This window comes from Cupriavidus sp. WGlv3 (assembly GCF_023952475.1).
In the GTDB taxonomy this organism is placed as follows: domain Bacteria; phylum Pseudomonadota; class Gammaproteobacteria; order Burkholderiales; family Burkholderiaceae; genus Cupriavidus; species Cupriavidus phytorum.
Genome location: NZ_JALHRX010000008.1, coordinates 234821 through 257383, shown reverse-complemented (window position 1 = coordinate 257383; position 22563 = coordinate 234821). Strand labels below are relative to the sequence as shown.

Sequence of the window (22563 nt, the reverse complement as noted above, 5' to 3'; positions counted from 1 at the left end):
CGAGATCGGCATGGAAGCGGCGCTGCGGCGCATCTTCGAGGCGTACCGGGGCAAGGTGGTCGAGGCCCGCACGCTGGTCGATTCCGGCAACTGAGCGCGCACGCACATGGCACGGATCGCCCTGAAGGTCGACGTCGACACGCTGCGCGGCACGCGCCAAGGCGTGCCCCGGCTGCTGTCGCTGCTGGCGGCCGCGCAGGCGCAGGCCACCTTCCTGTTCAGCCTGGGCCCGGACCATACCGGCTGGGCGCTGCGGCGCGTGTTCCGGCCTGGCTTCCTGCGCAAGGTGTCGCGCACCTCGGTGGTGTCGAACTACGGCTTGCGCACGCTGATGTACGGCGTGCTGCTGCCCGGTCCGGATATCGGCCGCAAGGGCGCCGCCGAGATGCGCGCGGCGCGCGCCGCCGGGCATGAATGTGGCATCCACACCTGGGACCACGTCTACTGGCAGGACAACGTGCGCGAGCGCGATACCGCCTGGACCCGCGACCAGATGCAGCGCGCCTTCGCGCGCTTCCGCGAGATCTTCGGCGAGCCTCCGGCCACGCACGGTGCGGCCGGCTGGCAAATGAACGAGGCCGCGTTCCGCCAGATCGACATCTGGGACATGGCCTACGCCTCTGACGGCCGCGGCACCGCGCCCTATATCCCCACCATCGCCGGCGTGCCTTGCCGCCACGTGCAGATGCCGACCACGCTGCCGACGCTGGACGAGCTGATCGGCACCGACGGCCTGACCGAGGACAACGTCCACACGGCCCTGCTGAAACTGACCGCAGGCACGCGCGACCATGTGTTCACGCTGCATGCCGAGCTCGAAGGCGGCAAGCTGGCGCACGTGTTCGAACGGCTGCTGGCGGGCTGGCGTGCGCAGGGGCACGAGCTGGTGTCGATGGGCACGTGGTATCGCGGGCTGGATTGCACGACGCTGCCGCGCCTGCCGGTGACGTGGGGGGAGATTCCGGGGCGGAGCGGGGAGTTGATCGTGCAGCCCAACGTGGCATTGCGCTGAATCGCAGCCCACGCCGTATGAGCAAGGCTCCCCTCTCCCGCAGGCGGGAGAGGGGAGCAAACCGCGAGCGTGATACACCTCCTTGCAGTGATCACCCCCCGCGCCGCGCCCCCACACGCAGCCCATTGAACACCACCAGCAAGCTCGCCCCCATATCGGCGAACACCGCCATCCACATCGTCCCCATCCCCAGCACCGTCAGCACCAGGAACACGGCCTTGATACCGAGCGCCAGCGCGATGTTCTGCCTGAGGATGCTGGCGGTGCGGCGCGACAGCCGGACGAAGGCCGGGATCTTGCGCAGGTCGTCGTCCATCAGCGCCACGTCGGCGGTCTCGATCGCGGTGTCGGTGCCGGCGGCGCCCATGGCGAAGCCGACGTCGGCACGCGCCAGCGCCGGGGCGTCGTTGATGCCGTCGCCGACCATGCCGATGCGGCCGCCGCGGGCATGGGCCGCGTCCGCCAGCGCGGCGATGGCATCGGCCTTGTCCTGCGGCAGCTGATTGCCGCGCGCTTCGTCGATGCCGACCTGCGCCGCGATCGCCTGTGCCGTGTGCGGGTTATCGCCGGACAGCATCAGCGTCTTGACGCCCAGCGCATGCAGCTCGGCAATCGCCTGGCGGCTGGTGTCGCGCACGGTGTCGGCCACCGCGAACAGCGCCAGCGCGGTGGCCGCGCCCCGGCCGTCCACCCGCGCCAGCAGCACCACGGTCTTGCCCTCGCGCTCCAGCGCCTCGAGCCGCGCTTCCAGCGCCGGCGAGCATGCGCCCATCTCATGCACCAGCCGGTGGTTGCCGAGCCGGTATTCGACGCCCTGCACCGTGCCGCGCGTGCCGCGTCCGGCCAGCGCCTCGAACGTTTCCACCGACAGCGTGGCAATGCCGTCGGCCTGCGCCGCGGTGGCCACCGCGCGCGAGACCGGATGGTCGGAGCGCGCCGCCAGGCTGGCGGCAATGGCGCGCGCGTGCGGGACATCGTCGGCCAGCAGCGCGTGGTCGGTCTGCGCGGGCTTGCCGTGCGTGATGGTGCCGGTCTTGTCCAGCGCCACCCAGGCCAGCTCGCGGCCCTGCTCCAGGTAGACCCCGCCCTTGACCAGGATGCCGCGCCGCGCCGCCGCGGCCAGCCCGCTGACGATGGTGACGGGCGTCGAGATGACCAACGCGCACGGGCAGGCGATCACCAGCAGCACCAGCGCCTTGTAGATCCAGTCCACCCAGCCGCCGCCCGCCAGCAGCGGCGGCACCACCGCCACCGCCAGCGCGATCGCGAACACCGTGGGCGTGTAGATGCGTGCGAACTGGTCGACAAAGCGCTGCGTGGGTGCGCGGCTGCCCTGCGCGGCCTCGACCGCGTGGATGATGCGCGCCAGCGTCGAGTCGCTGGCGGGCGCGGTCACGGTGTATTCGAGCTCGGCGGACTGGTTGATCGAGCCCGCGTAGAGCGCATCGCCCTCGGCCTTGTCGACCGGCACGCTTTCGCCGGTGATGGGCGCCTGGTCCAGCGCCGACTGGCCGCGCACGACCTTGCCGTCGAGCGCCACGCGCTCGCCCGGGCGCAAGCGCACCAGCGTGCCGACGGCCACGCCAGCGGCCGGCACGGTGTCCCAGCTGCCATCGGCGCGGCGCACCGTGGCAAGTTCCGGCGCCATCGCCATCAGGCCGCGGATGGCATTGCGGGCGCGGTCCAGCGACGCCGCCTCGATGCGCTCGGCCAGCGCGAACAGCACCATGACCATCGCGGCTTCCGGCCACTGGCGCAACAGCAGCGCGCCGGTCACGGCGATGCTCATCAGCGCGTTGATGTTCAGGTTGCCGTTGCGCAGCGCGATCCAGCCCTTGCGGTAGGTGGTGAGCCCGCCCAGTGCCACCGCCGCCAGCGCCAGCACCGCCGGCAGCCACGGCAAACCCAGGCCCAGCCATTCCGTCGCCTCGGCCCCCAGCGCGGCGACACCGGCCAGCGCCAGCGGCCACCATGGCTTGCGTGCGGTGGTTTCGGGCAGGACCTGCTGCGCGGCTTCGGCGCTGAGCGGGACCGGCCGCATGCCCAGGCTTTCGATCGCGCGGGCCACCGGCTCCGCCGACGGCAGCGTGTGGTGCACCGTCAGCACGCGCTGGATCAGGTTGAATTCGAGCGCGGCGATGCCGGCCATGCCGCCCAGCTTGTTGCGGATCAGCGTTTCCTCGGTGGGGCAATCCATGGCGTCGATGCGCCAGGCAGCGGTGCTTGCGCCGGCCGGTACCTCGACCCGAGCCGGCGGCGTCAGCGCGACGGTGGACGCGCACCCGCCGCCGCAACACGCGGCAGGTGCCGGTTCCGGGGCGTGAGCGTGAGCGTGGCCGTGGTGATCGTGCTCATGCGCATGGCAGGCGCCATGCGACCTATCGTGCTGTACGGCGTGATCGTGTGGAAGAGCGTCTTCAGGTGACGTGCGAGCCATGTCTTGTTGTTCGCGCTGGTTTGACCTGATGACATTGAAGACCCTGTAGTGGCTACAGAGTCAAGCGGCATGGCCGTCGTGGTGCCGGCCATGCCGCGGCGGGCCGCTAGTGCTCGCAGTTGACCATCCACGACATGCCGAAGCGGTCCACCAGCATGCCGAAGCCTTCGGCCCAGAAGGTCTTCTGGTACGGCACCACCACCTGGCCGCCCTGGCTCAGGCCGTCGAAGATACGCTGGCCTTCGTCGCGGCTGACCTCGCCTACCGACAGGCTGAAGCCGCTGAATGCCGGGCGCTCGCCGGGACGGCCGTCGGAAGCCATCACCTGGTTCTCGCCAATCTGGAGATTGGCGTGCATCACCTTGTCCTTCCAGTCATCGGGCACCGCCATGCCCTGGTCCTGCGGCGCTTCCTTGTAGCGCATCGCAAACGTGACCTGCGCTCCCAGCACCTTGCCGTAAAAAGCCACCGCCTCGTCGAAGCGGCCGCCGAAGTCCAGATAAGGTTGCACCTGCATGTTGCTCTCCTGGTTATCCATCGGGTTGCATGACATGGAACTGCCGGACGCGCCGCAGCGGCGCGCCCGGCACGCGCGCCATTATCCGCGCGCGCAAGGCAAGTGCAAGAGCGGACTCAGGATACAGCCGCGGGGGCGGAAGGCAGCGACATCGGCACCGGCTCAGCCGGGAACTGCAGCGTGAACACGGTCAGTCCGTCGACGCTGCGCACCGTCACGCTGCCGCCGTGCAGCCGCATGATGGTGTCGACGATGGCCAGGCCCAGCCCGGTCGACGCCGCCGAGTTGCGCCGCGACGGATCGGCGCGATAGAAGCGGCCGAAGATATGCGGCAGCGTCTCCGGCGGAATCGCCGGGCCGGGGTTGCTGACGCGGATGCTGGTGCCCGTAGCGCCGCCGGTGCCGGTGCCCGCGGCCGTCGGCGCGCGCGCGACGTCGACCCGCACCGTGCTGCCCGCCGGCGCATGGCGCAGCGCGTTGTCGAGCAGGTTGGTCACCGCGCGCCGCAGCAGCGTCTGGTCGGCCTCCACCGGCGCGGAGCCGGAGACCGTCAGCACCACCTCGCGGTCCGCCGCCACGGCTTCGAAGTACTCGGCCATCTTGTCGAGCTCTTCGCGCGCGTCCAGCGTGCGCACGTCCAGCGCCACCTGCGCATGGTCGGCGCGCGCGAGGAACAGCATGTTCTCGATCATGCGGGCCAGGCGCTCGTACTCCTCCAGGTTGGACTCGAGCAGCGCTTCATACTCGGCGCTCTTGCGGCTCTGTGCCAGCGTGACCTGGGTCTGCCCGATCAGGTTGCTGATCGGCGTGCGGAAATCATGTGCCAGGTCGGCCGAGAACTCGGACAGCCGCGAAAAGCTGTCCTGCAGCCGCGCCAGCATGTCGTTGAGCGCGGCCGCCAGTTCGCGCAGCTCCGCCGGCGCGCTGCCCACGTCGAGCCGCGTGGCCAGGCGGCTGGTGGTGACCGCGGCGGCGTCGGCGGCCATGCGCCGCAGCGGCCGCAGCGCGCGCCGCGCCAGCGCAAAGCCCAGCCCGGCGGCCACCGCGGCGCCGCACAGCGTGGCCCACAGCAACTGGTGGCGATACTCGCGGATCAGCGCCACGCGATAGCCGGCATCGCGCAGCACCACGATTTCGACGGCCTTGTCCGAGTCGCCCAGCTGGCCCAGCGCGGCAATGCCGCGCGAGGGCACGCCGTTCTTGGGGCGCCAGGTCTGCAGCATGCCCTTCTCGGGCTGCGTGGTGGCCGGCAGCACGCGCAGCGGCGGCACGGTCTCGTTGCGCGGGTTCAGCGTCACCAGCGGCTCGCCCTGGCGCGTGCGCACCACCAGGATCAGGCCCTCGTGGCCCATCGCGATATCGGCAAAGCGGTGGGTATCGGCGCGGATCTCGGCTTCGCTGCGCACCTCGCGCAGCAGGTGGCGCACCAGCAGCACCTCGCCCACCAGCTCGCTCTCGTCGCGCCCTTCGAGCTGGGCCGACAGCGCGCTCGACAGGTAGGCCGCCACGCTGGCCAGGATCGCCGCGGTGGCCAGCCCGTAGGCCAGCGCCAGCCGCGTGGTAAGCGAAGACGGCAGCCGCATCATGCGTCCTGCACCCGCTCGTCGCCGTCGTCCAGCACATAGCCCATGCCGCGCCGCGTATGGATCAGCTTGCGCGGGAACGGGTCGTCGACCTTGGCGCGCAGGCGCCGGATCGACACGTCGACCACATTGGTGTTGCTGTCGAAATTGACATCCCACACCTGCGAGGCGATCAGCGAGCGCGACAGCACCTCGCCGCGCCGGCGCGCCAGCAGGTACAGCAGCGCGAACTCCTTCGAGGTCAGGTCGATCTTCTGGCCGGCGCGCACCACGCGGCGGCGGATGGCGTCGATCTGCAGGTCGGCCACTTCGATGAATTCGCTCTCGCGCAGCGGGCCGCGGCGCAGGATGGTGCGGATGCGCAGCACCAGCTCGGCAAAGGCAAAGGGCTTGACCATGTAGTCGTCGGCGCCGAGCTCGAGGCCCTTGAGGCGGTCCGACAGCTCGTCGCGCGCGGTCAGGAACAGCACCGGCGTGTCGCGCTCGCGGCGCAGTTCGCGCAGCACTTCCCAGCCGTCCAGGCCGGGCAGCATCACGTCCAGCACGATCAGGTCATAGGGATGCTCGCGCGCGTGGGCCAGGCCGTCCGCGCCGTCGCGCGCCAGGTCCACCACGAAGCCGGATTCGGTCAGGCCCTTGTGCAGGTAGTCGCCTGCCTTGGGTTCGTCCTCGACAATCAGGATACGCATGATTCAGTCACTTTCGGGCGGCCCAGTGCCGCCATGGCGTAACGCTAGCCGAGGATGGCGGCAAATGGGTAAAGATTGCAGAAATGTCATCGCCATGCCAACGCATTAACACGGCATGGCCGCGCAGATCCCCGGTAGAATGCGCGCTCACCTCCCGTGCGCGCGACTGTCCCGCGCGCACCGTCTCCCATTCTGCCGGTTTCCCTGCGATGAAACGCCTGCCTAGCTCCTTGTTGCTGTCCCTTGCCCTGCTTGCGCCCGCTGCGGGCATCGCGGCGGACGCCCGGATGTGCGGCGCGGTGCAGGCGGCTGCCCTGTCGCTGCCGGACCGCCATGTCGCGGCCAAGCTGGCAGCGGAAGCGTCGCTGGACGGCGCCGCCGACGCGGGCTGCGGCGGCAGCGCGGTGCGCGTGATGGCCGAGCCGGCCGGCGCCGGCGCGCCGTTGCAGCTGGGCGAGCCGGAGGCTCCGCAGGACACTGCCGCGGGCACTGCCCCGCAGCCTGCCGCGGCTGCCGACGTGCTGCGCGAGCTGCCGCCCGAGGTGTTCGTGCACCGCTCTCATGTGGCGCCCATGGCCACGCCGGCGGCATTCACCGGCATCCTGCCGATGCTGCCGGTGCTGCGGCTGCTGCCCCCGCACTGCTGAGCTCGACGCTCACACGGAATTAGCAGGGACCTGGCAGCGACTTAATCGACGCGGAAAAATTCGATCGACTGCCCGGCGTTGACCGCCCGCTGCAGCCAGTCAGGATATTCGCCCTGCCCGTCCCAGCTCTGGCCCAGGGCATTGCGGTACAACGGGCGCGCGCCCGCGGGCTTCGGCGCCGCGGCGGTGGCCGCCGACGGCGCGGCTTCTTCGGCGCCTGCCGATGCCGTCGCAACGTTGTCGAAGCACCCGGCCTCGACCAGGTCGTCGAGGGTCAGGGCATGACGGTCCATTTGCTCGCGGATCCACGCCACCGCAGCGAGTTTGGCTGAATCAGACTCGGACATGACTCTTGTGAGAGGCCCGCTGCATTTCCGCGGGCAATGAAAAACCGGCGATGGAACCACAGGCCGGTCGGACAGCCATGATTCTACAGCCTTTGCCCGGCGGCAGCTTCTCCGGCGTGCTTGCGGTGCCGACTAATGCCCGCGGGATGACGGCATTGTCATGTGGCGGTCATGCTCGTGTGGGTGGCCGACACCTAGACTAGCCACACCGCCGCCCATTCCGGGCCGGCAACCTTACGGAGAAGCGATCCATGCATGCACTCAGGCAAGTCTTTGTCGCCACCGCCCTTATTGCCGGCGTTGCCGGCGCCGCGCAAGCCGCGCCACGCAGCGTCGATCCGTTCAGCGATGGCGCGCACGGCATCACCAGCACGCGCAGCCCGTTCACCGACGGTGCCAACGCCGCGACCGGCACCCGCAGCACCTTTGCCGATGGCGCGCACACCGCGACCGGCGCGCGCAACCCGTTCGCCGACGGTGCCCACAACCCCAACGGCCCGCGCGACAGCTTCAGCGACGGCGCCTGATGGCCCCTGACGGCTCATTAAAGCGCCGCGCGGCGCGCCCTCCTCAGCGCACCTCGCCGTAGATGCGGCGCGCATCGGCCGCGACCGCGATCGGCCGGCCAAGCGTCAGCCCGCCCTGCACCGCCTGCGCCACCAGCGCATGGTTGCCGGGCGCACGGCTGCCGTCGCGCAACAGCAGGTTGTTCTCGAAGCCCACCCGCACATGGCCGCCGAACGCGGCGGCCGCGGTCACGCAGGCATTCTCCTCGCGACCGAACGCGCAGATCGCCCACGGCAGCGCATCGCCACCCTCGGCGGCGGCCTGCAGGAACGGCAGCAGGTCGTGCGGCGACGACACCTGTCCCGCCGCGTAGCGTCCCAGCACATACAGCACCGACCACGCACCCGGCGGCACCATGCCGCGCGCGCGCATTTGCTGCCAGCGGCGCACGTCGGCCGCGTCATACAGGATCACCTGCGTCATCACGCGTTCGCGCGCCAGCCAGGCGAAGAACGCCGCCAGTTCGCTGTCCGCGATTTCCGGCACCGCGACTTCGCGCAGGCCGACCGAGACCGCCTCGGGGCGCAGCGCGCGCACCATCGCCATCTGCTCGGCGGCCTGGTACACGCCGGCGGCCTCGCTGGTCACCTGCACCAGCAGCGCGTCGCCGACGGCCTGCCTGACTGCCGCCAGCGCGTCGCGGTAGGTCTGCACATCTAGCGAATGGCGGCCCTCGGCATCGCGCACGTGCATATGCATCATGGCGGCGCCGGCTTCGAGGCAGGCACGCGCTTCCGCCGCCAGCGCCGCCGCGGTCAGCGGCACCGCGGGATGGTCGCTGGCGCGCTTGTAGGCGCCGTTGGGCGCCACGGTGACGATCAGCGGCGAGTCGGCCAGTGCGGCGCGCTGCGCGGCAGTCTCAGTGCCGGCCTGGGAGGGGGTATGGGTCATGGCTGGATCTCGGGCAGTTCGGGCGCGATCAGCGCCAGGCCGGCGCGCAGCAGTTGGTCATAGCGCGCGCGCTCGGCGGCGATGGTTTCGGGCGTCCATGCGTAAAAACCTTCGCCGCGCTTCATGCCGTGGCGACCGTCGGCGGCGCGCTCGGACAGGCAGCGCGCGGGATGGTCGTCGTTGCAGAAGGTCGGGTACATGGTGGCGCCGGCGGCCGCATGCACGTCGATGCCGGCGTGGTCGCGCTGCAGCACCGGTCCCGCCGCCAGGAAGCGAAAGCCGAAGCCGAAGCGCACCGCCGCATCGACGTCCTCGGGCGAGGCAATGCCGCGGTCGATCAGGCTGAAGGCCTCGCGCGACAGCGCATGCTGCAGCCGGTTGGCGAGGAAGCCGGGCAGGTCCTTGCGCACCTTCACCGGCACCATGCCGCAGCGGCGCATGAACGTGGCCAGCGCGTCGGCATGGCCCTCGTCGCTGGCCTCGGCCATCACCACCTCGACCAACGGCACCAGGTGCGCCGGCATGAAGAAGTGCAGGCCAAGCATGCGTTCACGCGTGTCCAGGCCGGCGCCGATCGCGCTGATGGGGAAGCTGGAGCTGTTGCTGGCCAGCAGCGTGTGCGGGCGCGCACGCGCCACCAGCTCGGCAAACAGCGCCTGCTTCAGCGCCAGGTCCTCGGGTATGCATTCGATCACCAGGTCGACCGATGCCCAGTCCACGGCGTCGAGCGTCGCCGCCACCGCAAGCCGTTCCGCGCCCGCTTCACGGCCGATTGCGGCGAGGTTGGCGCCCACGCGCGCGGGCAGCGCGCCGGCACGCCCGGCATCGGGTTCGACCATGGTGGTGCGGCACAGCGCGCGGGTCAGCACCACGGCGACATCGGCGCCCATGGTGCCGCCGCCCACCACCACGGCATGGGCGGCGCCTGGCCGGCTCAGGGTGGATGGCGTTGACGCGGGGGTGGCGTTGGACATGGTTTCTCCTGGCATCCCGCCAGTGTAGAGAAGCCGCTTTGATTGAAGAAGTCGATTTTCTGGATAAAATGATCACCAAACCAGATCAATCGACTTGAGGGTCCGGCCACGGCTGCCGCCGTACCGCCGCTCGCATGAACATCAACCTGTCGATGCGCGACATCGAAACCACGCTGGTGCTGGGCCGCACGCTGAACTTCCGCCAGGCCGCCAGCCAGTTGCACCTGTCGCAATCCGCCCTGTCCACGCAGATCCTGCGCATCGAGGAAGCGCTGGGCGTGCGCCTGTTCGACCGCACCACCCGCACCGTGCGCCTGACCGCGGCGGGCCAGGTCTTCATGCAGCAGGCCGCGCTGCTGCAGGCGGCGTTCCGCGGCGCCATCGACGCCGTCACCGGCATCGCCAGCGCCGAGCGTGGCCAGGTGGCGGTGGCCGCGCTGCCATCGCTGGCGGCGCGGGTGCTGCCGCGGGTACTGATGGCCTACCACCAGGCCCGTCCCGAGGTCGCGCTGAAGGTGTTCGACACCCTGTCCGGGCCGGCCTTCGACCTGGTGCGCGCCGGCGATGTGGATTTCGCGCTGACCGCTGCCAACCCGCAGCAGGCAGACCTGCAGTACGAGCCGCTGCTATCGGACCGCTTCGTGCTGCTGATCCCGTCGGCGCACCCGCTGGCGCGCAGCCCGGGCCCGCTGCGCTGGGCCGATACCGCCGCCGCGCCGCATGTGTCGATGACCCATCCCAGCAGCGTGCGCCAGTACGCGGAATGGGCCTTCCTGCAGAACCGCATCCGCTTCCAGCCGGTGTTCGAGGCCGAACGCCTGGCTACCATCGCGGCCATGGTGGAATGCGGCTTCGGCGTGGCCGCGCTGCCTGAGATCGCCGCCGGCACGGTGCGCCAGCCCGGCATTGTCGAGCGGCTGCTGACCGCGCCGGTGACCGAGCGCTCGATCGGCCTGGTGACCCCACGCAACCGCAGCCTGTCGCCGGCGGCGGCCGAGCTGGCGGCGGCCGTGCGCGCGCGGCTGGCCAGCCCGCCGCTGCAGGATGCGGAGGCGGTGGCGGCCCGCAGCCGCAAGACGGGGTAACAGCAGGGATGTCAGGAAGGGTCTTTGGTACGGGTACGCGAGACGGCCGCCATGATGCCGATGCCGAGCACGATCAGGCAGGCAATGCCGATATAGACCGGCGCCAGCCCGGCCGTCGACAGGCCCCAGGCAATGCCGCCCACCAGGACCAGCAGGCCGATGATATATAGCGCGAATGACATGAGTCGGCTCCTTCGGGGGTGCAACCTGTGTTCAATGTAGGCAGCGTGCGCGGCGCAAGGGATAGGACAAGGGCGGATGCTGGCGTAGGCGGGTTCTGACCCGCTTGTGACTTGTCAGGGTCTTCGCCGCCCCGAGCCTGTCATGCCACAGCACCCGCGGTTCTGTATCTGTCCGCGGCGCCACCCGGCCCTTATACTCGGGGACCGGCGCTCGGGGACCGGCGCCCCGCGCCGCACCGATCCCGAACATCAAACAAGCAACGGAGCAGCAGCATGCGTGTCGCATTCCTCGGACTGGGCGTCATGGGTTTCCATATGGCCGGCCACCTGGCCGCCAAGGGCCACGAGGTCACGGTCTATAACCGCACCGCCGCCAGGGCGCAGGCCTGGGTCGAGCGCTTCGGCGGCAAGGCCGCCGCCACCCCTGCGCAGGCGGTGCGCGATGCGCAGGTGGTCTGCTCCTGCGTCGGCAACGACGACGACCTGCGCGCGGTGCTGACCGGGCGCGACGGCGCCTTCTTCGGCGCGCCCAGCGGTTGCATCTTCGTCGACCACACTACCGCCAGCGCCAACGTCGCGCGCGAGTTGTGCGCGGCGGCCGGCGAGCGCGGCCTGCACTTTGTCGATGGCCCGGTCTCGGGCGGCGAAGTCGGCGCGGAAAAAGGCATCCTGACCATCATGTGCGGCGGCGACGCCGACGCCTTTGCGCGCGCCGAGCCGGTCATCGCCGCCTACGCGCGCGCCGTCACCCGCATCGGCGAATCCGGCGCCGGGCAGCTGGCCAAGATGGTCAACCAGATCAGCATCGCCGGCCTGATCCAGGGCCTGTCCGAAGCCATCGCCTTCGGCGAGCGCGCGGGCCTGGACATGCGCCTGGTGCTGGACGTCATCAGCAAGGGCGCGGCCGGTTCCTGGCAGCTCGAGAACCGCGGCCCCACCATGATCGACAACCGGTTCGACTTTGGCTTCGCGGTGGACTGGATGCGCAAGGACCTGGGCCTGTGCCTGGACGAGGCCCGCCGCAACGGCGCGGGCCTGCCGGTCGCGGCGCTGGTGGACCAGTTCTATGCCGACCTGCAGCAGATGGGCTGTGGCCGCGCCGACACCTCGTCGCTGATCAAGCGGCTGCGCCAGCACAGCGACCAGGGCTGAGGCCACGGGCACGCCACCCCTGCCGTCGTCCGATTCCTACAGGGCAATCGGCGCCTCACGGAAGGGCCGCGCTGCATCACCCGCCTAAAGTGGACGCATGGGGGCCCGGCCGCTGCAATGTCTTCCCGAGACGTCGTGCGGCGGGTCCGGCCACGAGGCAGGAGACCATCATGTGGAAACTCGCAGGCGCGCTTCTGGTAGGCGCAAGCATGGCGCTGGCCGGCTGTACGGCGGCGGGCGCTGTAGCCGGCGGTGTCGCCGGGCATGAACTGACCGACGGCAGTGCCGCCGGCACCATCGGCGGCGCCGTGGTGGGTGGTGTGATCGGCCACGAGCTCGGCGACTGACGGCCCCTAAGGGGCCGCCCCGCTGACTGGCAACCAGGCCGCTGCGCGCGGCCTTTTTTTTGCCGTGGGCTACGCCGGGTGGTGGCTGGACGACCGGCGCAAGCGCCGCCACAGCAGCACTGGCAGCCGCACCACGAGGCCGGCCAGCAGCCGCAGGTGCATGCCGGTCAGCAGCAGGTTGTCGCGCAGGTAGCGGAAGTGGGAGACGCCGCCCTCGCGCTTGCCGAAGTAACGCACCGGCGCGTCGAGGTTGACAGGACGCACGCCGCGCCAGCACAAGCGCACCGCCACCTCCGGATCGAAATCGAAGCGCCGCATCCAGTGGCTGTGCTGCATCACCGCACGCAGCGGCGCGATCGGGTAGACGCGAAAGCCGAACAGCGAATCGCCGATGCCGGCCCACAGCGTCTCCACGTCGACCCAGAAGTTGGACATGCGGCGCCAGTAGACCCGCTCGCGCGGCGCGCTGGCGTCGAAGCGCGGGCGGCCCAGCACCATCGCGCCGGGGTCGCGCTGCGACGCCGCCATGAATACGGGAATCAGGTGGGCCGGATGCTGGCCGTCGGAGTCCATCACCAGCACATGCGTGTAGCCGGCGGCCGCGGCCCGGTCGATGCCGTGCAGCACCGCGGCGCCCTTGCCCTGGTTGCTCGGCAGCACCAGCACCTGCAGCCCCGGGTCGGCGGCGGCCTGCGCCTGCAGCCACTGCGTGCTGCCGTCGGTGCTGCCGTCGACCACCACCCACACCGGGGTCCAGGCCGCGCGCGCGCCGCGCAGCACCTCCTGCAGGCGCTCGCCGGGGTTATAGCTGGGGATCAGCACCAGGTGGGTCGCCGAAGGCTCGGCGCCGCCTTCCACCAGCGCCGGCGCGGGCGTGGCTTGCTGCGGCATGTCGTGGTCCTGTCCGGGCTGGAGGAAACGGTGGCTGGGCTAGCGCGTGCGGTGTTGCGCCAGGTAGGCGGCCAGGCTGCCCAGGGAGGTGAAGATGGTCTTGTTGTCGGGATTGTCCGAGCGCAGTTCGACGCCGTACTTGCGCGATACCAGCAGGGCGATCTCGAGAATATCGATCGAATCCAGCCCGAAGCCTTCTCCGTAGAGCGGGGTGGCGGCGGTGACGTCCTCCAGCCGCAGTTCGGCGATGTCGAGTTCGTCGAGGATCAGGCGGGCAAGTTCGGTTTCGAGTTCGGTCATGTTGCTAGATGGCTGGAACGCCGCTGCGCCGCCCGTGCCGGGCACGAGGATCCCGGTGCGGGCGTCGGGCACCCGAATGCTATCAAACGGGGCATTCCCGGGCCAGTCGAGAGAAGTTTAGTAACAACATCAACAACCTATTGGGGAATCATGATCGCGTCCGGAGGGTCTTTTGGGGTATAAAGCGTTCGCTTCGCATGCCGCCCGGTGCCTTTCCGGCGCACTGCACGCCAAGCGCCTTACGCAACACACCAAGCCGCCACAGATGCCTTCGAGCCAGCCCGTCGACCGCCTTTCCCCGCCCGCCGCCATGCCTGCGCCGGACGCTGCCGCCCCGTGGTGGCGGCGCCATGCCTGGATCGGCGCGGTGGCGGCCTTCGTGGCCTACGAATCGGCCCTGCATCGCGCGGCGCACCAGCCCGGCGCCGAGGTGGCCGCGCTGTGGCTCGGCGCGGCGCCGTTCCTGCTGATCGGCTTCGTGGCCTGCCGCCAGCTGGCCGGGCGCGTGCCCGCCGTGCTGGCGCTACTCGCCGGCTGCGCAGCGCTGTGGCTCTGGCGCGCGCCGCTGTCCGGCCATTTCGGCTGGACCTACTACCTGCAGCATGCCGGCGCCAATGCCGCGCTGGGCGCGATGTTCGCCTTAAGCCTGCGCCGCGGCCGCACCCCGCTCTGCACCCAGATCGCCACCGCCATCCACGGCACGCTGTCCGCCGCGCATGCGCGCTACACGGTGCGCGTGACCCAGGCCTGGACGCTGTTCTTCGCGGCGATGGTGGGGGTGTCGACGCTGCTGTTCGTGCTTGCGCCGGTGACGGCCTGGTCCAGCTTCGCCAACCTGGCCACGCCGGTGCTGATCGCGCTGATGTTCGTGGGCGAGGCCCTGTACCGCCGCATCGCCTTTCCGGACATGCGCCACCGCGGCCTGCTCGATGCCGTGCACGGCTACCGCGCGCTGATGACGGCCCGTGCGGACCGGCCCGGGTTGCCGCGCTGAGGCGCCGCCATCCGGCCCCGGCCCCGCGCCACAGGCACAGGCTCCGTCCATGACCTCATTCCCCATCGTTGCCCACGCTGCGCCCGACGACATCATCGCCTGGGTGCACGGACGGCCCGTCACCGTGCGACAGTTCCTCGCCGATACGGCCCGCCTTGCAGCGGCCTTGCCCCACGGCGGCCATGTCTTCAACGCCTGCACCGACCGCTACCGCTTTACCGTGGGCCTGTGCGCGGCGCTATTGACGGGCAAGCCCACGCTGCTGCCGCCGTCGCACACGCCCGAGACGGTGCGCCAACTGCTCGCCTTCGCGCCCGACGCCTTCTGCCTGCATGACCAGCCCGACGCGGCCTTCGCCATGCCGGCGCTGCACTACCACGATGACCTGGCCGCCACCGCCGCCGACGGCCCTGTCGAGATCCCCCAGGTTCCGGCGGCACAGGTCATGGCCTACGTGTTCACGTCCGGCTCGACCGGCACGCCGGTGCCGCATCGCAAGACCTGGGGCGCCATGGCCGGCAGCGCGCGCGCCGCGGCGCAACGGCTCGGCCTGCTCGACGGGCGCGCCTGGACGCTGGCCGGCACGGTGCCACCGCAGCATATGTTCGGCCTCGAAGCCACCGTGATGCTGGTGCTGCAGGGCCGCGCAGCGCTGGTGGCCGCGCCGGCGTTCTATCCCGCCGACGTCAGCGCTGCACTGGCCGCGGTGCCGGCGCCGCGCGCGCTGGTCAGCTCGCCGGTGCATCTGCGCACGCTGGTGCAATCCGGCCAGGCGATGCCGGCGGCCGACCTGGTGCTGTGCGCCACCGCGCCGCTGGGACGCCAGCTGGCCGCCGAGGCCGAGGCGCTGTTCGGCGCGCCGCTGTGCGAGATCTACGGCAGCACCGAGACCGGACAACTGGCCACCCGCCGCACCGCCCAGGAAGACACCTGGACACTGGTCCCCGGAGTGCGGCTGCAAGCCCGCCCCAACGCCGCCGGCGACCCCGGCGCAGTCGGCGACCCCGGCGCAGCCGGCAACGATACCGAGATCTGGGCCGAGGGCGGCCATATCGAACAGCCGGTGCCGCTGGGCGACGCGATCGCGCCGCTCGACGCGCAGCGCTTCCTGCTGCATGGGCGCAAGGCCGACCTGCTCAATATCGCCGGCAAGCGGACTTCGCTGGGCTACCTGAATCACCAGCTCACCGCGATTGACGGCGTGCGCGACGGGGCGTTCTTCATGCCCGACCACGCGCATGAAGGCGACGCGCAAGGGCACGTGGTGCGGCTGGTGGCCGTGGTAGTGGCGCCGGGCGTGGCGCCGGCCCGGTTGCAGCAGGCGCTGCGCGCACGGATCGACCCGGCCTTCATGCCGCGCCCGCTGTACTTTGCCGACCGCCTGCCCCGCAATGCCGCGGGCAAACTGCCGCGCGAGGCGCTGGCCGCGCTGGTGGCCACCCTGTCCGGCACCCAGGACCGCGCTGCCGCGCCGCCGCCAGGCTTTGTCATCGACGCCGGCCATCCTGCCATGGCCGGCCATTTCCCGGGCCATCCGATCGTGCCGGGCGTGGTGCTGCTGGACCATGCCGTGCTGGCGCTCGGCACCGCGCTGGGCCGCCCGCTTGCCGTCGCGCAGGCGAACATGCTGAAGTTCCTGAGCCCGGTGCGTCCGGGCGAGCGCGTGGAGGTGCTGCACCAGTCCGAGGCGGTCGCCGAAGGCACCGAGACCATCCGCTTCACGCTGTGCAGCGCCGGGCGCGATGTCGCCAGCGGCACGCTGCAGGTGCGTGCCGACGCGCCGCAAGCCGGAGCCTTGCCATGCTGAGCTGGCTGTGGCGGCGCCAGGCGCCGCTGGATACGGAATGGTCCAGCCGCGAAGAGCGCGGCAGCATCACGCTGCTGCGCGTCATGACGTGGATCTCGCTGGCGCTGGGCCGGCCCGCCGGGCGCGTGGTGCTGCGCGCGATCGCCGCCTATTTCATGCTGTTCGCGCCGGCGGCGCGCCATGCCTCGCGCGCATACCTGGACCGCGTGCTCGGACGCCAGGCCGGCTGGAGCGACGGCTACCGGCACGTGTTCACCTTCGCCTCGACCATCCACGACCGCATCTACCTGCTCAACGGCCGCTTCGACCTGTTCGATATCCGCCTGCATGGCGAGCACCTGCTGGAAGCGGCGATAGCGCGCGGCCGCGGCGCCATCCTGCTGGGCGCGCACCTGGGCAGCTTCGAGGTAGTGCGCGCGCTTGGTCGGCGCCATCCGGACATGGAGGTTGCGATCACCATGTATGAAGAGAACGCGCACAAGCTCAACGACGTGCTGCAGTCGATCAACCCGGCGATGCGCCAGGACGTGATCGCGCTGGGCCGCTTCGACACCATGCTGCGCGTGCGCGACTACCTGGACCGCGGCTATATGATCGGCATGCTGGCCGACCGCACGCTGTCGCAGCGCGCCACCGACCCTGTACAGCAGTGCGATTTCCTCGGCGCGCCGACGGGCTTCCCCACCGGCCCGCTGCGCATGGCGGCCATGCTGCGGCGGCCGGTGTTCTTCATCACCGGCCTGTACCGCGGCGGCAACCGCTACGATGTCCATTTCGTGCCGCTGGCGGATTTCACCGAGACCGCGCGCGGCCAGCGCGAAACCGCGGTGCAGGCGGCGCTGGCGGACTACGTGCGACTGCTGGAGCGGTTCAGCCGCGGCGCCCCGTACAACTGGTTCAACTTCTATGACTTCTGGCACGCCGGCCCGCCGCTGTCCGAGCAGCCGCCGCCGGGCAACGAGCCCTAACCCGTGAGCCGCCTCTGATGTGCTTCTCCGCGCGCCCTATCCGCTATCTGTCGTCGACCCTGCTGGCGAGCGCCCTGCTTGCGCTGGCGCCGCTGACGGCCACGGCCGCACCCGCTGCGCCGCCGGCCACCGCCGCGTTCGGCGTCGACCAGCTGATGTCCACGCTGGCGCAGCGCAAGTCCGGGCGCGTGCTGTTTACCGAGACCAAATACCTGGCGCTGCTCGACAAGCCGGTGCAGTCCTCGGGCGAACTGCGCTTCACCGCACCCGACCACCTGGAAAAGCGCACGCTCTCGCCCAAGGCGGAAAACCTGGTGCTGCACGGCGACATGCTGACGGTCGAGCGCGACGGCAAGCGCTACACGCTGCCGCTGCAGAACTACCCCGAAATCGCCGCCTTTATCGAGAGCATCCGCGCCACGCTGGCCGGCAACCGCGATGCGCTGGAGCGCTATTACAAGCTCGGCGTCGAGGGCCGTGCCAGCCGCTGGACGCTGACGCTGACGCCGGCGGACTCGCGCATGGCCGCGGCCGTCAGCCAGGTGCGCATCGAGGGCCGGCAGGATGTGCTGGACCAGGTCGAGATTCGCCAGGCCGACGGTGACCGCTCGGTGATGAAGATCCGCCCGGCCGCGAGCCGATGAGCGCGGCACCGCGCCGCCTGGCGCTGGCATTGTGGGTGCTGGCACTGCTGGCCTGCGCCGCGGTCGTCAGCCGCACCAGCTTCACTGCCGACCTGTCCGCCTTCCTGCCGCGGTTGCCCAGCGCCGAGCAGCAGTTGCTGGTGAACCAGCTGCGCGACGGGCTGGTATCGCGCCTGATCCTGGTCGGCATCGAAGGCGGCGATGCCGAGGGCCGCGCCAGGATCTCGCGCGCGATGGCGGCGCAACTTCGCGGCGACCGGCGCTTCGCGTCGGTGCAGAACGGCGAGCCGGTCAACCAGGCGGCGGACCGCGAATACGTGTTCGCGCACCGCTACCTGCTCAGCCCGGAGATCACGCCGGAGCGTTTCAGCGAACACGGGCTGGCCCAGGCGGTGAATGATTCTTTCGCACTGCTGGCCTCTTCCGCCGGGCTCTTCACCAAGTCATTGCTGCCGCGCGATCCGACCGGCGAGGTCGCGGCGATGCTGGCGCAGCTCGATGCCGGCCAGCGCGTGCCGATGCATGCCGGCGCGTGGGCCTCGCGCGACGGCAAGCGCGCACTGCTGCTGGCGCAGACCGCCGGCGCGGGCTCGGATACCGATGCGCAGGCAGAGGCGATGGCGTTCGTGCAGCAAGCCTTTGCCAGCGCCGCCGCGGCCGGCCCCTACCAGCTGGTGATGACGGGCCCGGGCGTGTTCTCGGTCAAGGCGCGCGACACCATCCGGCACGACGTCGAGCGGCTCTCGACCATCGGGCTGGCCATCATCGTCACGCTGCTGCTGGCGGTGTACCGCTCGGTGCCGCTGCTGGTGCTTGGGCTGGTGCCCGTGCTCAGCGGCGCGCTGGCAGGCATTGCCGCGGTCAGCCTGGGTTTTGGCGGTGCGGTGCATGGCCTGACGCTGGGCTTCGGCACCACGCTGATCGGCGAAGCGGTCGACTATTCGATCTACCTGTTCGTGCAGTCCGCGCAGTACACGCGCAATGGCCGGCGCGACGAACGCGCCTGGCTGGGCGGCTTCTGGCCGACGGTGCGCCTGGGGGTGCTGACTTCGGTGTGCGGCTTTGCGTCGTTGCTGCTGTCGGGCTTCCCGGGGCTGGCGCTGCTGGGCCTGTATTCGATCGCGGGGCTCGCCACCGCCGCGCTGGTCACGCGCTTCGTGCTGCCGCAGCTGGTGCCGGCCACGCTGCAGCTGCGCGACGTCGCCCCACTGGGCCGCAAGCTGCAATGGCTGGCCGCGCGCGCGCCCCGGCTGCGCTGGCTGGTGCTGCTGCTTGTAGTGGGCGCCTGCGTGGTGCTGGTCCAGCATCGCGGCACGCTGTGGGGCCGGGAACTGCAGGCGCTGAGCCCGGTATCGGCCAGCGACCAGGCGCTCGACACCTCGCTGCGCGAGAACCTGGGCGCACCGGACGTGCGCTACCTGGTGGTGGTGTCGGGGCCGGACCAGGAAGCCGTGCTGCAGGGCGCGGAGCGCGTCGCGCATGAACTGGAACCGCTGGTGGCGCAGAACTTTATCGGCGGCTACGAGAGCCCGGCGCGCTACCTGCCCAGCGCCGCCACCCAGCGCGAGCGCCAGGCCAGCCTGCCGCCTCCTGATGTGCTGGCGCAGCGACTGCATGCTGCCATCGCCGGCCAGCCGGTGCGCGCATCGGTATTCGCGCCCTTCCTGGCGCAGGCCGAAGCGGCCCGCACCGGGCCCCTGCTGCAGCGCGAGAGCCTGCGCGGCACCTCGATGGCGCTGGCGGTCGACGCGCTGCTGGTGCAACGCAACGGCCGCTGGAGCGCGACGCTGCCGCTGCGCGCGCCGGTGCATGCGCCGAGCCATGCCAGCGCGGCCGACGGTGTCGACAGCGCCGCGGTGCGCGCGGCGATCCAGCGGGCCGGCGTGGCCGATACGCTGTTCGTCGATCTGAAGGGCGAATCGGACCGGCTCTATGCCAGCTACCTGCGCGAGGCCCTGCTGCTGTCGCTGGCCGGACTGCTGGCGATCATCGCCCTGCTGGCGCTGGCGCTGCGCTCGCCGCGCCGGGTGCTGGCGACGGTACTGCCGCTGGCCGCCGCCGCGGTGGTGGTGCTGGGCGGCCTGGCGGCGCTGGGCCAGCCGCTGACGCTGCTGCACCTGGTGGGGCTGCTGCTGCTGGCCGCGGTCGGCTCCAACTACGCGCTATTCTTTAATGGCCCGGCGGCAGACGGCCAGGCGGCTGGCGCTTCGCCGCACACGCTGGTGTCGCTGCTGCTGGCCAACCTGACCACGGTCGCCGCGTTCGGCCTGCTGTCGCTGTCGAGCCTGCCGCTGCTGCAGGCCTTCGGCCTGACGGTCGGCCCCGGCGCCGTGCTGGCGCTGTGGTTTGCGGCCATCCTCGCGCCCGCGGCCTCGCCCGCGGCAGCGGCGAAGGCCGGGAGTGCAACATGAAGCCGCTATCCGCACCGGGCGTTGCCCTGCCCGAGGGTTCTCCCAGCCGCCCCTGGCGGCCCACCCCGCTGCTCTATGGCGCCGCCGCGATGCATGTGGGTGCCGTCGGCGCGATGCTCGCTTATCCGCAAGGCCTGGGCTGGGGCCTGGCCGGCATCGGCGCATCCCATGTCGCGATGTGCGCGGCCGGCCTGTGGCCGCGCAGCACCTGGCTCGGCCCCAACCTGCTGCGGCTGCCGCCATCGGCCGAAGGCTGCGTGGCGCTGACCTTCGACGATGGCCCCAACCCAGACCTGACGCCGCGGGTGCTCGACCTGCTGGACCAGCACGGCGCCAGCGCGACGTTTTTCTGCATCGGCGAGCGCGCCGCGGCGCATCCCGAACTGTTGCGCGAGATCGTGCGCCGCGGCCACGCCGTGGAAAACCACAGCATGTACCACCGGCTGCACTTCTCCACGTTCGGGCCCGGCCGCATGCAGCACGATATCGCCGCCGCGCAGCAGGTGCTGACGCAGATCACCGGCCAGGCGCCGCGCTTTTTCCGCGCCCCGGCAGGGCTGCGCAATCCCTTCCTGGAGCCGGTGCTGTGCCGGCTCGGGCTGCAACTGGCGGCCTGGACCCGGCGCGGCTTCGATACCCTCAGCGGCAACCACGCCGCGCGCGTGGCCCGGCGCCTGGCCGGCAGGCTGGCCGCGCGCGACATCCTGCTGCTGCACGACGGCAACCCCGGCCTGGACCCTGCCGGCCATCCCCATTGCACCACCGTGCTGCCGGGCCTGCTGGCCGCGATCGATCGCGCCGGACTGCGCTGCGTGACGCTGCGCGCCGCGGTGCCGCCGGGCTGAGCCGCCGCGGCTTGTTACAATTGCCGCTGCCTTCAGAGATTCCTTCCATTCGCCTCACCGAAGCTGTGTCCCCGCTCCTGTTCTCGCATTTCACGGCCACCAGCTGCCTCGGCGCCGGCCTCGACGCCACGCTGGCGGCGCTGCGCGCGCAGCGCGGCGGCCTGGCGCCGTGCCGCTTCGGCGACGTCGCCCTTGATACCTATGTCGGCGAAGTCGCCGGCCTGGACGCCGTCACGTTGCCGGCCGCGCTGGCCGAGTTCGACTGCCGCAACAACCGGCTGGCGCAGCTGGCGCTGGAGCAGGACGACTTTGCCGCACGCGTGCGCGAGGCGGCGGCACGCTACGGCGCCCACCGCATCGGGGTCTTTCTCGGCACCAGCACCGCGGGCGTGCTGCAGACGGAACTGGGCTACCGCCAGCGCGATCCGGCCAGCGGCGCGCTGCCGTCGGACTTCCACTATGGCGGCACGCACAACCCCTACTCGCTGCCGGCGTTCCTGCGGCAGCAGCTGGGCCTGGCCGGGCCCGCGGCGGCGGTGTCGTCGGCGTGCTCGTCCGGCGCCAAGGTGTTCAGTTCGGCGCGGCGCATGCTGGAGGCCGGGCTGATCGATGCGGCGGTGGTGGGCGGCGTCGACTCGCTGTGCCACACCACGCTGTACGGCTTCAATGCGCTGGAGCTGTTGTCGCGCCAGCCGTGCCGGCCCTACGACGTGGCCCGCAACGGCATCTCGATCGGCGAGGGCGCAGTGTTCGGCCTGCTCGAGCGCGTGACCGGCACGGTGCCGGACGATGCCATCCTGCTGGCCGGCATCGGCGAATCGAGCGACGCCCACCATATGTCGACGCCACACCCCGCAGGGCTCGGCGCGCGCATGGCAATGGCGCAGGCGCTGGCCGGCGCAGGCGTCGCGCCCGCGCAGGTCGGCTACGTCAACCTGCACGGCACCGCCACGCGCAGCAACGACGCCGCCGAAGCGCTGGCCATGGCCGCGGTGCTGCCCGGCACGCCGTGCAGCTCGACCAAGGGCGCCACCGGCCATGCGCTGGGCGCGGCCGGCGCGCTCGAGGCGGTGATCTGCGCGCTGGCGCTGCGCCACGGCCTGGTGCCGGCCGGCATCAACACCACGCAGCCAGACCCGGCGCTCGACGTGAACTACCAGCTCGCCAACCAGGACACGCCCTTGCGCTTCGCGATGAGCAATGCGTTCGGTTTCGGTGGATCCAACTGCAGCCTGCTGTTCGCCCGTGCGGACGCGGTTGCTCACTGAGCCAG

22 protein-coding genes and 1 pseudogene are annotated in these 22563 nt (G+C 71.1%); 13 read left to right on the top strand and 10 right to left on the bottom strand.

The features are described 5' to 3' along the window. The first annotated feature begins 106 nt into the window (after positions 1-106). On the top strand, positions 107-1012 hold the full coding sequence (locus tag MKD38_RS16120) for a polysaccharide deacetylase family protein (RefSeq protein ID WP_252678215.1): 906 nt from the start codon (positions 107-109) through the stop codon (positions 1010-1012). A 91-nt stretch (positions 1013-1103) separates the two neighbouring features. Here the strand turns inward: MKD38_RS16120 and MKD38_RS16115 are convergent, their stop codons facing one another. The 4 genes from MKD38_RS16115 to MKD38_RS16100 all read right to left on the bottom strand — a co-directional run bounded on the left by MKD38_RS16115 (position 1104) and on the right by MKD38_RS16100 (position 6238). After that, positions 1104-3209, bottom strand: a complete 2106-nt coding sequence (locus MKD38_RS16115) for a heavy metal translocating P-type ATPase (protein WP_252678213.1) — start codon at positions 3207-3209, stop codon at positions 1104-1106. 346 nt (positions 3210-3555) lie between these two features. After that, positions 3556-3966, bottom strand: a complete 411-nt coding sequence (locus MKD38_RS16110; protein WP_252678211.1) for a VOC family protein — start codon at positions 3964-3966, stop codon at positions 3556-3558. 116 nt (positions 3967-4082) lie between these two features. Then, on the bottom strand, positions 4083-5552 hold the full coding sequence (locus tag MKD38_RS16105; protein WP_252678209.1) for a heavy metal sensor histidine kinase: 1470 nt from the start codon (positions 5550-5552) through the stop codon (positions 4083-4085). Further along, positions 5549-6238 (bottom strand): heavy metal response regulator transcription factor, encoded by a 690-nt coding sequence (locus MKD38_RS16100; RefSeq protein WP_018008628.1) that lies wholly within the window; start codon positions 6236-6238, stop codon positions 5549-5551. Before MKD38_RS16100 ends, MKD38_RS16105 begins: the two co-directional genes overlap by 4 nt. Before the next feature lie 209 nt (positions 6239-6447). Here MKD38_RS16100 and MKD38_RS16095 point away from each other — a divergent pair, with 209 nt between their 5' ends. Further along, a complete protein-coding gene (locus MKD38_RS16095; RefSeq protein ID WP_252678207.1) occupies positions 6448-6885 on the top strand; it encodes a hypothetical protein in 438 nt (145 codons plus the stop codon). Positions 6886-6926: 41 nt separating this feature from the next. Here MKD38_RS16095 and MKD38_RS16090 read toward each other — a convergent pair whose 3' ends face one another. After that, on the bottom strand, positions 6927-7178 hold the full coding sequence (locus tag MKD38_RS16090; RefSeq protein ID WP_371925703.1) for an H-NS family nucleoid-associated regulatory protein: 252 nt from the start codon (positions 7176-7178) through the stop codon (positions 6927-6929). Between the two features lie 305 nt (positions 7179-7483). Here MKD38_RS16090 and MKD38_RS16085 point away from each other — a divergent pair, with 305 nt between their 5' ends. After that, positions 7484-7759, top strand: a complete 276-nt coding sequence (locus MKD38_RS16085; RefSeq protein ID WP_252678203.1) for a hydroxyquinol 1,2-dioxygenase — start codon at positions 7484-7486, stop codon at positions 7757-7759. 43 nt (positions 7760-7802) lie between these two features. Here MKD38_RS16085 and MKD38_RS16080 read toward each other — a convergent pair whose 3' ends face one another. Beyond that, positions 7803-8690 (bottom strand): beta-keto acid cleavage family enzyme, encoded by an 888-nt coding sequence (locus MKD38_RS16080; protein ID WP_252678201.1) that lies wholly within the window; start codon positions 8688-8690, stop codon positions 7803-7805. Continuing rightward, positions 8687-9664 carry a 3-hydroxyacyl-CoA dehydrogenase family protein gene (locus tag MKD38_RS16075; RefSeq protein WP_252678199.1) on the bottom strand — a complete coding sequence of 326 codons (978 nt, stop codon included), beginning with the start codon at positions 9662-9664 and terminating at the stop codon, positions 8687-8689. The genes MKD38_RS16080 and MKD38_RS16075 overlap by 4 nt, the downstream gene beginning before the upstream one ends. Before the next feature lie 134 nt (positions 9665-9798). Here MKD38_RS16075 and MKD38_RS16070 point away from each other — a divergent pair, with 134 nt between their 5' ends. Further along, positions 9799-10749, top strand: a complete 951-nt coding sequence (locus MKD38_RS16070) for a LysR family transcriptional regulator (protein ID WP_252678197.1) — start codon at positions 9799-9801, stop codon at positions 10747-10749. An 11-nt stretch (positions 10750-10760) separates the two neighbouring features. On the opposite strand, the gene MKD38_RS16065 is transcribed toward MKD38_RS16070, so the two are convergent. Continuing rightward, a complete protein-coding gene (locus MKD38_RS16065) occupies positions 10761-10931 on the bottom strand; it encodes a hypothetical protein (protein ID WP_252666461.1) in 171 nt (56 codons plus the stop codon). Positions 10932-11195: 264 nt separating this feature from the next. On the opposite strand from MKD38_RS16065, the pseudogene MKD38_RS16060 reads away from it, so the two are divergent. Continuing rightward, positions 11196-12083, top strand: a pseudogene (locus MKD38_RS16060) (NAD(P)-dependent oxidoreductase); the annotation flags it as partial. A 170-nt stretch (positions 12084-12253) separates the two neighbouring features. Continuing rightward, positions 12254-12430 (top strand): glycine zipper 2TM domain-containing protein, encoded by a 177-nt coding sequence (locus tag MKD38_RS16055; protein ID WP_082819097.1) that lies wholly within the window; start codon positions 12254-12256, stop codon positions 12428-12430. Between the two features lie 69 nt (positions 12431-12499). On the opposite strand, the gene MKD38_RS16050 is transcribed toward MKD38_RS16055, so the two are convergent. Further along, positions 12500-13321: a glycosyltransferase family 2 protein gene (locus tag MKD38_RS16050; RefSeq protein WP_252678195.1), complete on the bottom strand. Its 822-nt coding sequence runs from the start codon at positions 13319-13321 to the stop codon at positions 12500-12502. Between the two features lie 39 nt (positions 13322-13360). Then, a complete protein-coding gene (locus tag MKD38_RS16045; protein WP_252678194.1) occupies positions 13361-13621 on the bottom strand; it encodes a phosphopantetheine-binding protein in 261 nt (86 codons plus the stop codon). 265 nt (positions 13622-13886) lie between these two features. On the opposite strand from MKD38_RS16045, the gene MKD38_RS16040 reads away from it, so the two are divergent. The 7 genes from MKD38_RS16040 to MKD38_RS16010 all read left to right on the top strand — a co-directional run bounded on the left by MKD38_RS16040 (position 13887) and on the right by MKD38_RS16010 (position 22558). Next, positions 13887-14615, top strand: coding sequence for a COG4648 family protein (locus MKD38_RS16040; protein ID WP_252678193.1), 729 nt, complete (start codon positions 13887-13889; stop codon positions 14613-14615). Positions 14616-14664: 49 nt separating this feature from the next. Then, positions 14665-16422: an AMP-binding protein gene (locus MKD38_RS16035; protein ID WP_252678192.1), complete on the top strand. Its 1758-nt coding sequence runs from the start codon at positions 14665-14667 to the stop codon at positions 16420-16422. Continuing rightward, positions 16416-17390, top strand: coding sequence for a lysophospholipid acyltransferase family protein (locus MKD38_RS16030; protein WP_252678191.1), 975 nt, complete (start codon positions 16416-16418; stop codon positions 17388-17390). The genes MKD38_RS16035 and MKD38_RS16030 overlap by 7 nt, the downstream gene beginning before the upstream one ends. Before the next feature lie 17 nt (positions 17391-17407). Then, positions 17408-18034 (top strand): LolA-related protein, encoded by a 627-nt coding sequence (locus MKD38_RS16025; RefSeq protein WP_252678190.1) that lies wholly within the window; start codon positions 17408-17410, stop codon positions 18032-18034. Beyond that, positions 18031-20445 carry an MMPL family transporter gene (locus MKD38_RS16020; RefSeq protein ID WP_252678188.1) on the top strand — a complete coding sequence of 805 codons (2415 nt, stop codon included), beginning with the start codon at positions 18031-18033 and terminating at the stop codon, positions 20443-20445. Before MKD38_RS16025 ends, MKD38_RS16020 begins: the two co-directional genes overlap by 4 nt. Further along, positions 20442-21290 carry a polysaccharide deacetylase family protein gene (locus tag MKD38_RS16015; RefSeq protein WP_252678187.1) on the top strand — a complete coding sequence of 283 codons (849 nt, stop codon included), beginning with the start codon at positions 20442-20444 and terminating at the stop codon, positions 21288-21290. The genes MKD38_RS16020 and MKD38_RS16015 overlap by 4 nt, the downstream gene beginning before the upstream one ends. Before the next feature lie 65 nt (positions 21291-21355). Then, a complete protein-coding gene (locus MKD38_RS16010) occupies positions 21356-22558 on the top strand; it encodes a beta-ketoacyl-[acyl-carrier-protein] synthase family protein (protein WP_252678186.1) in 1203 nt (400 codons plus the stop codon). Positions 22559-22563: the final 5 nt, after the last annotated feature.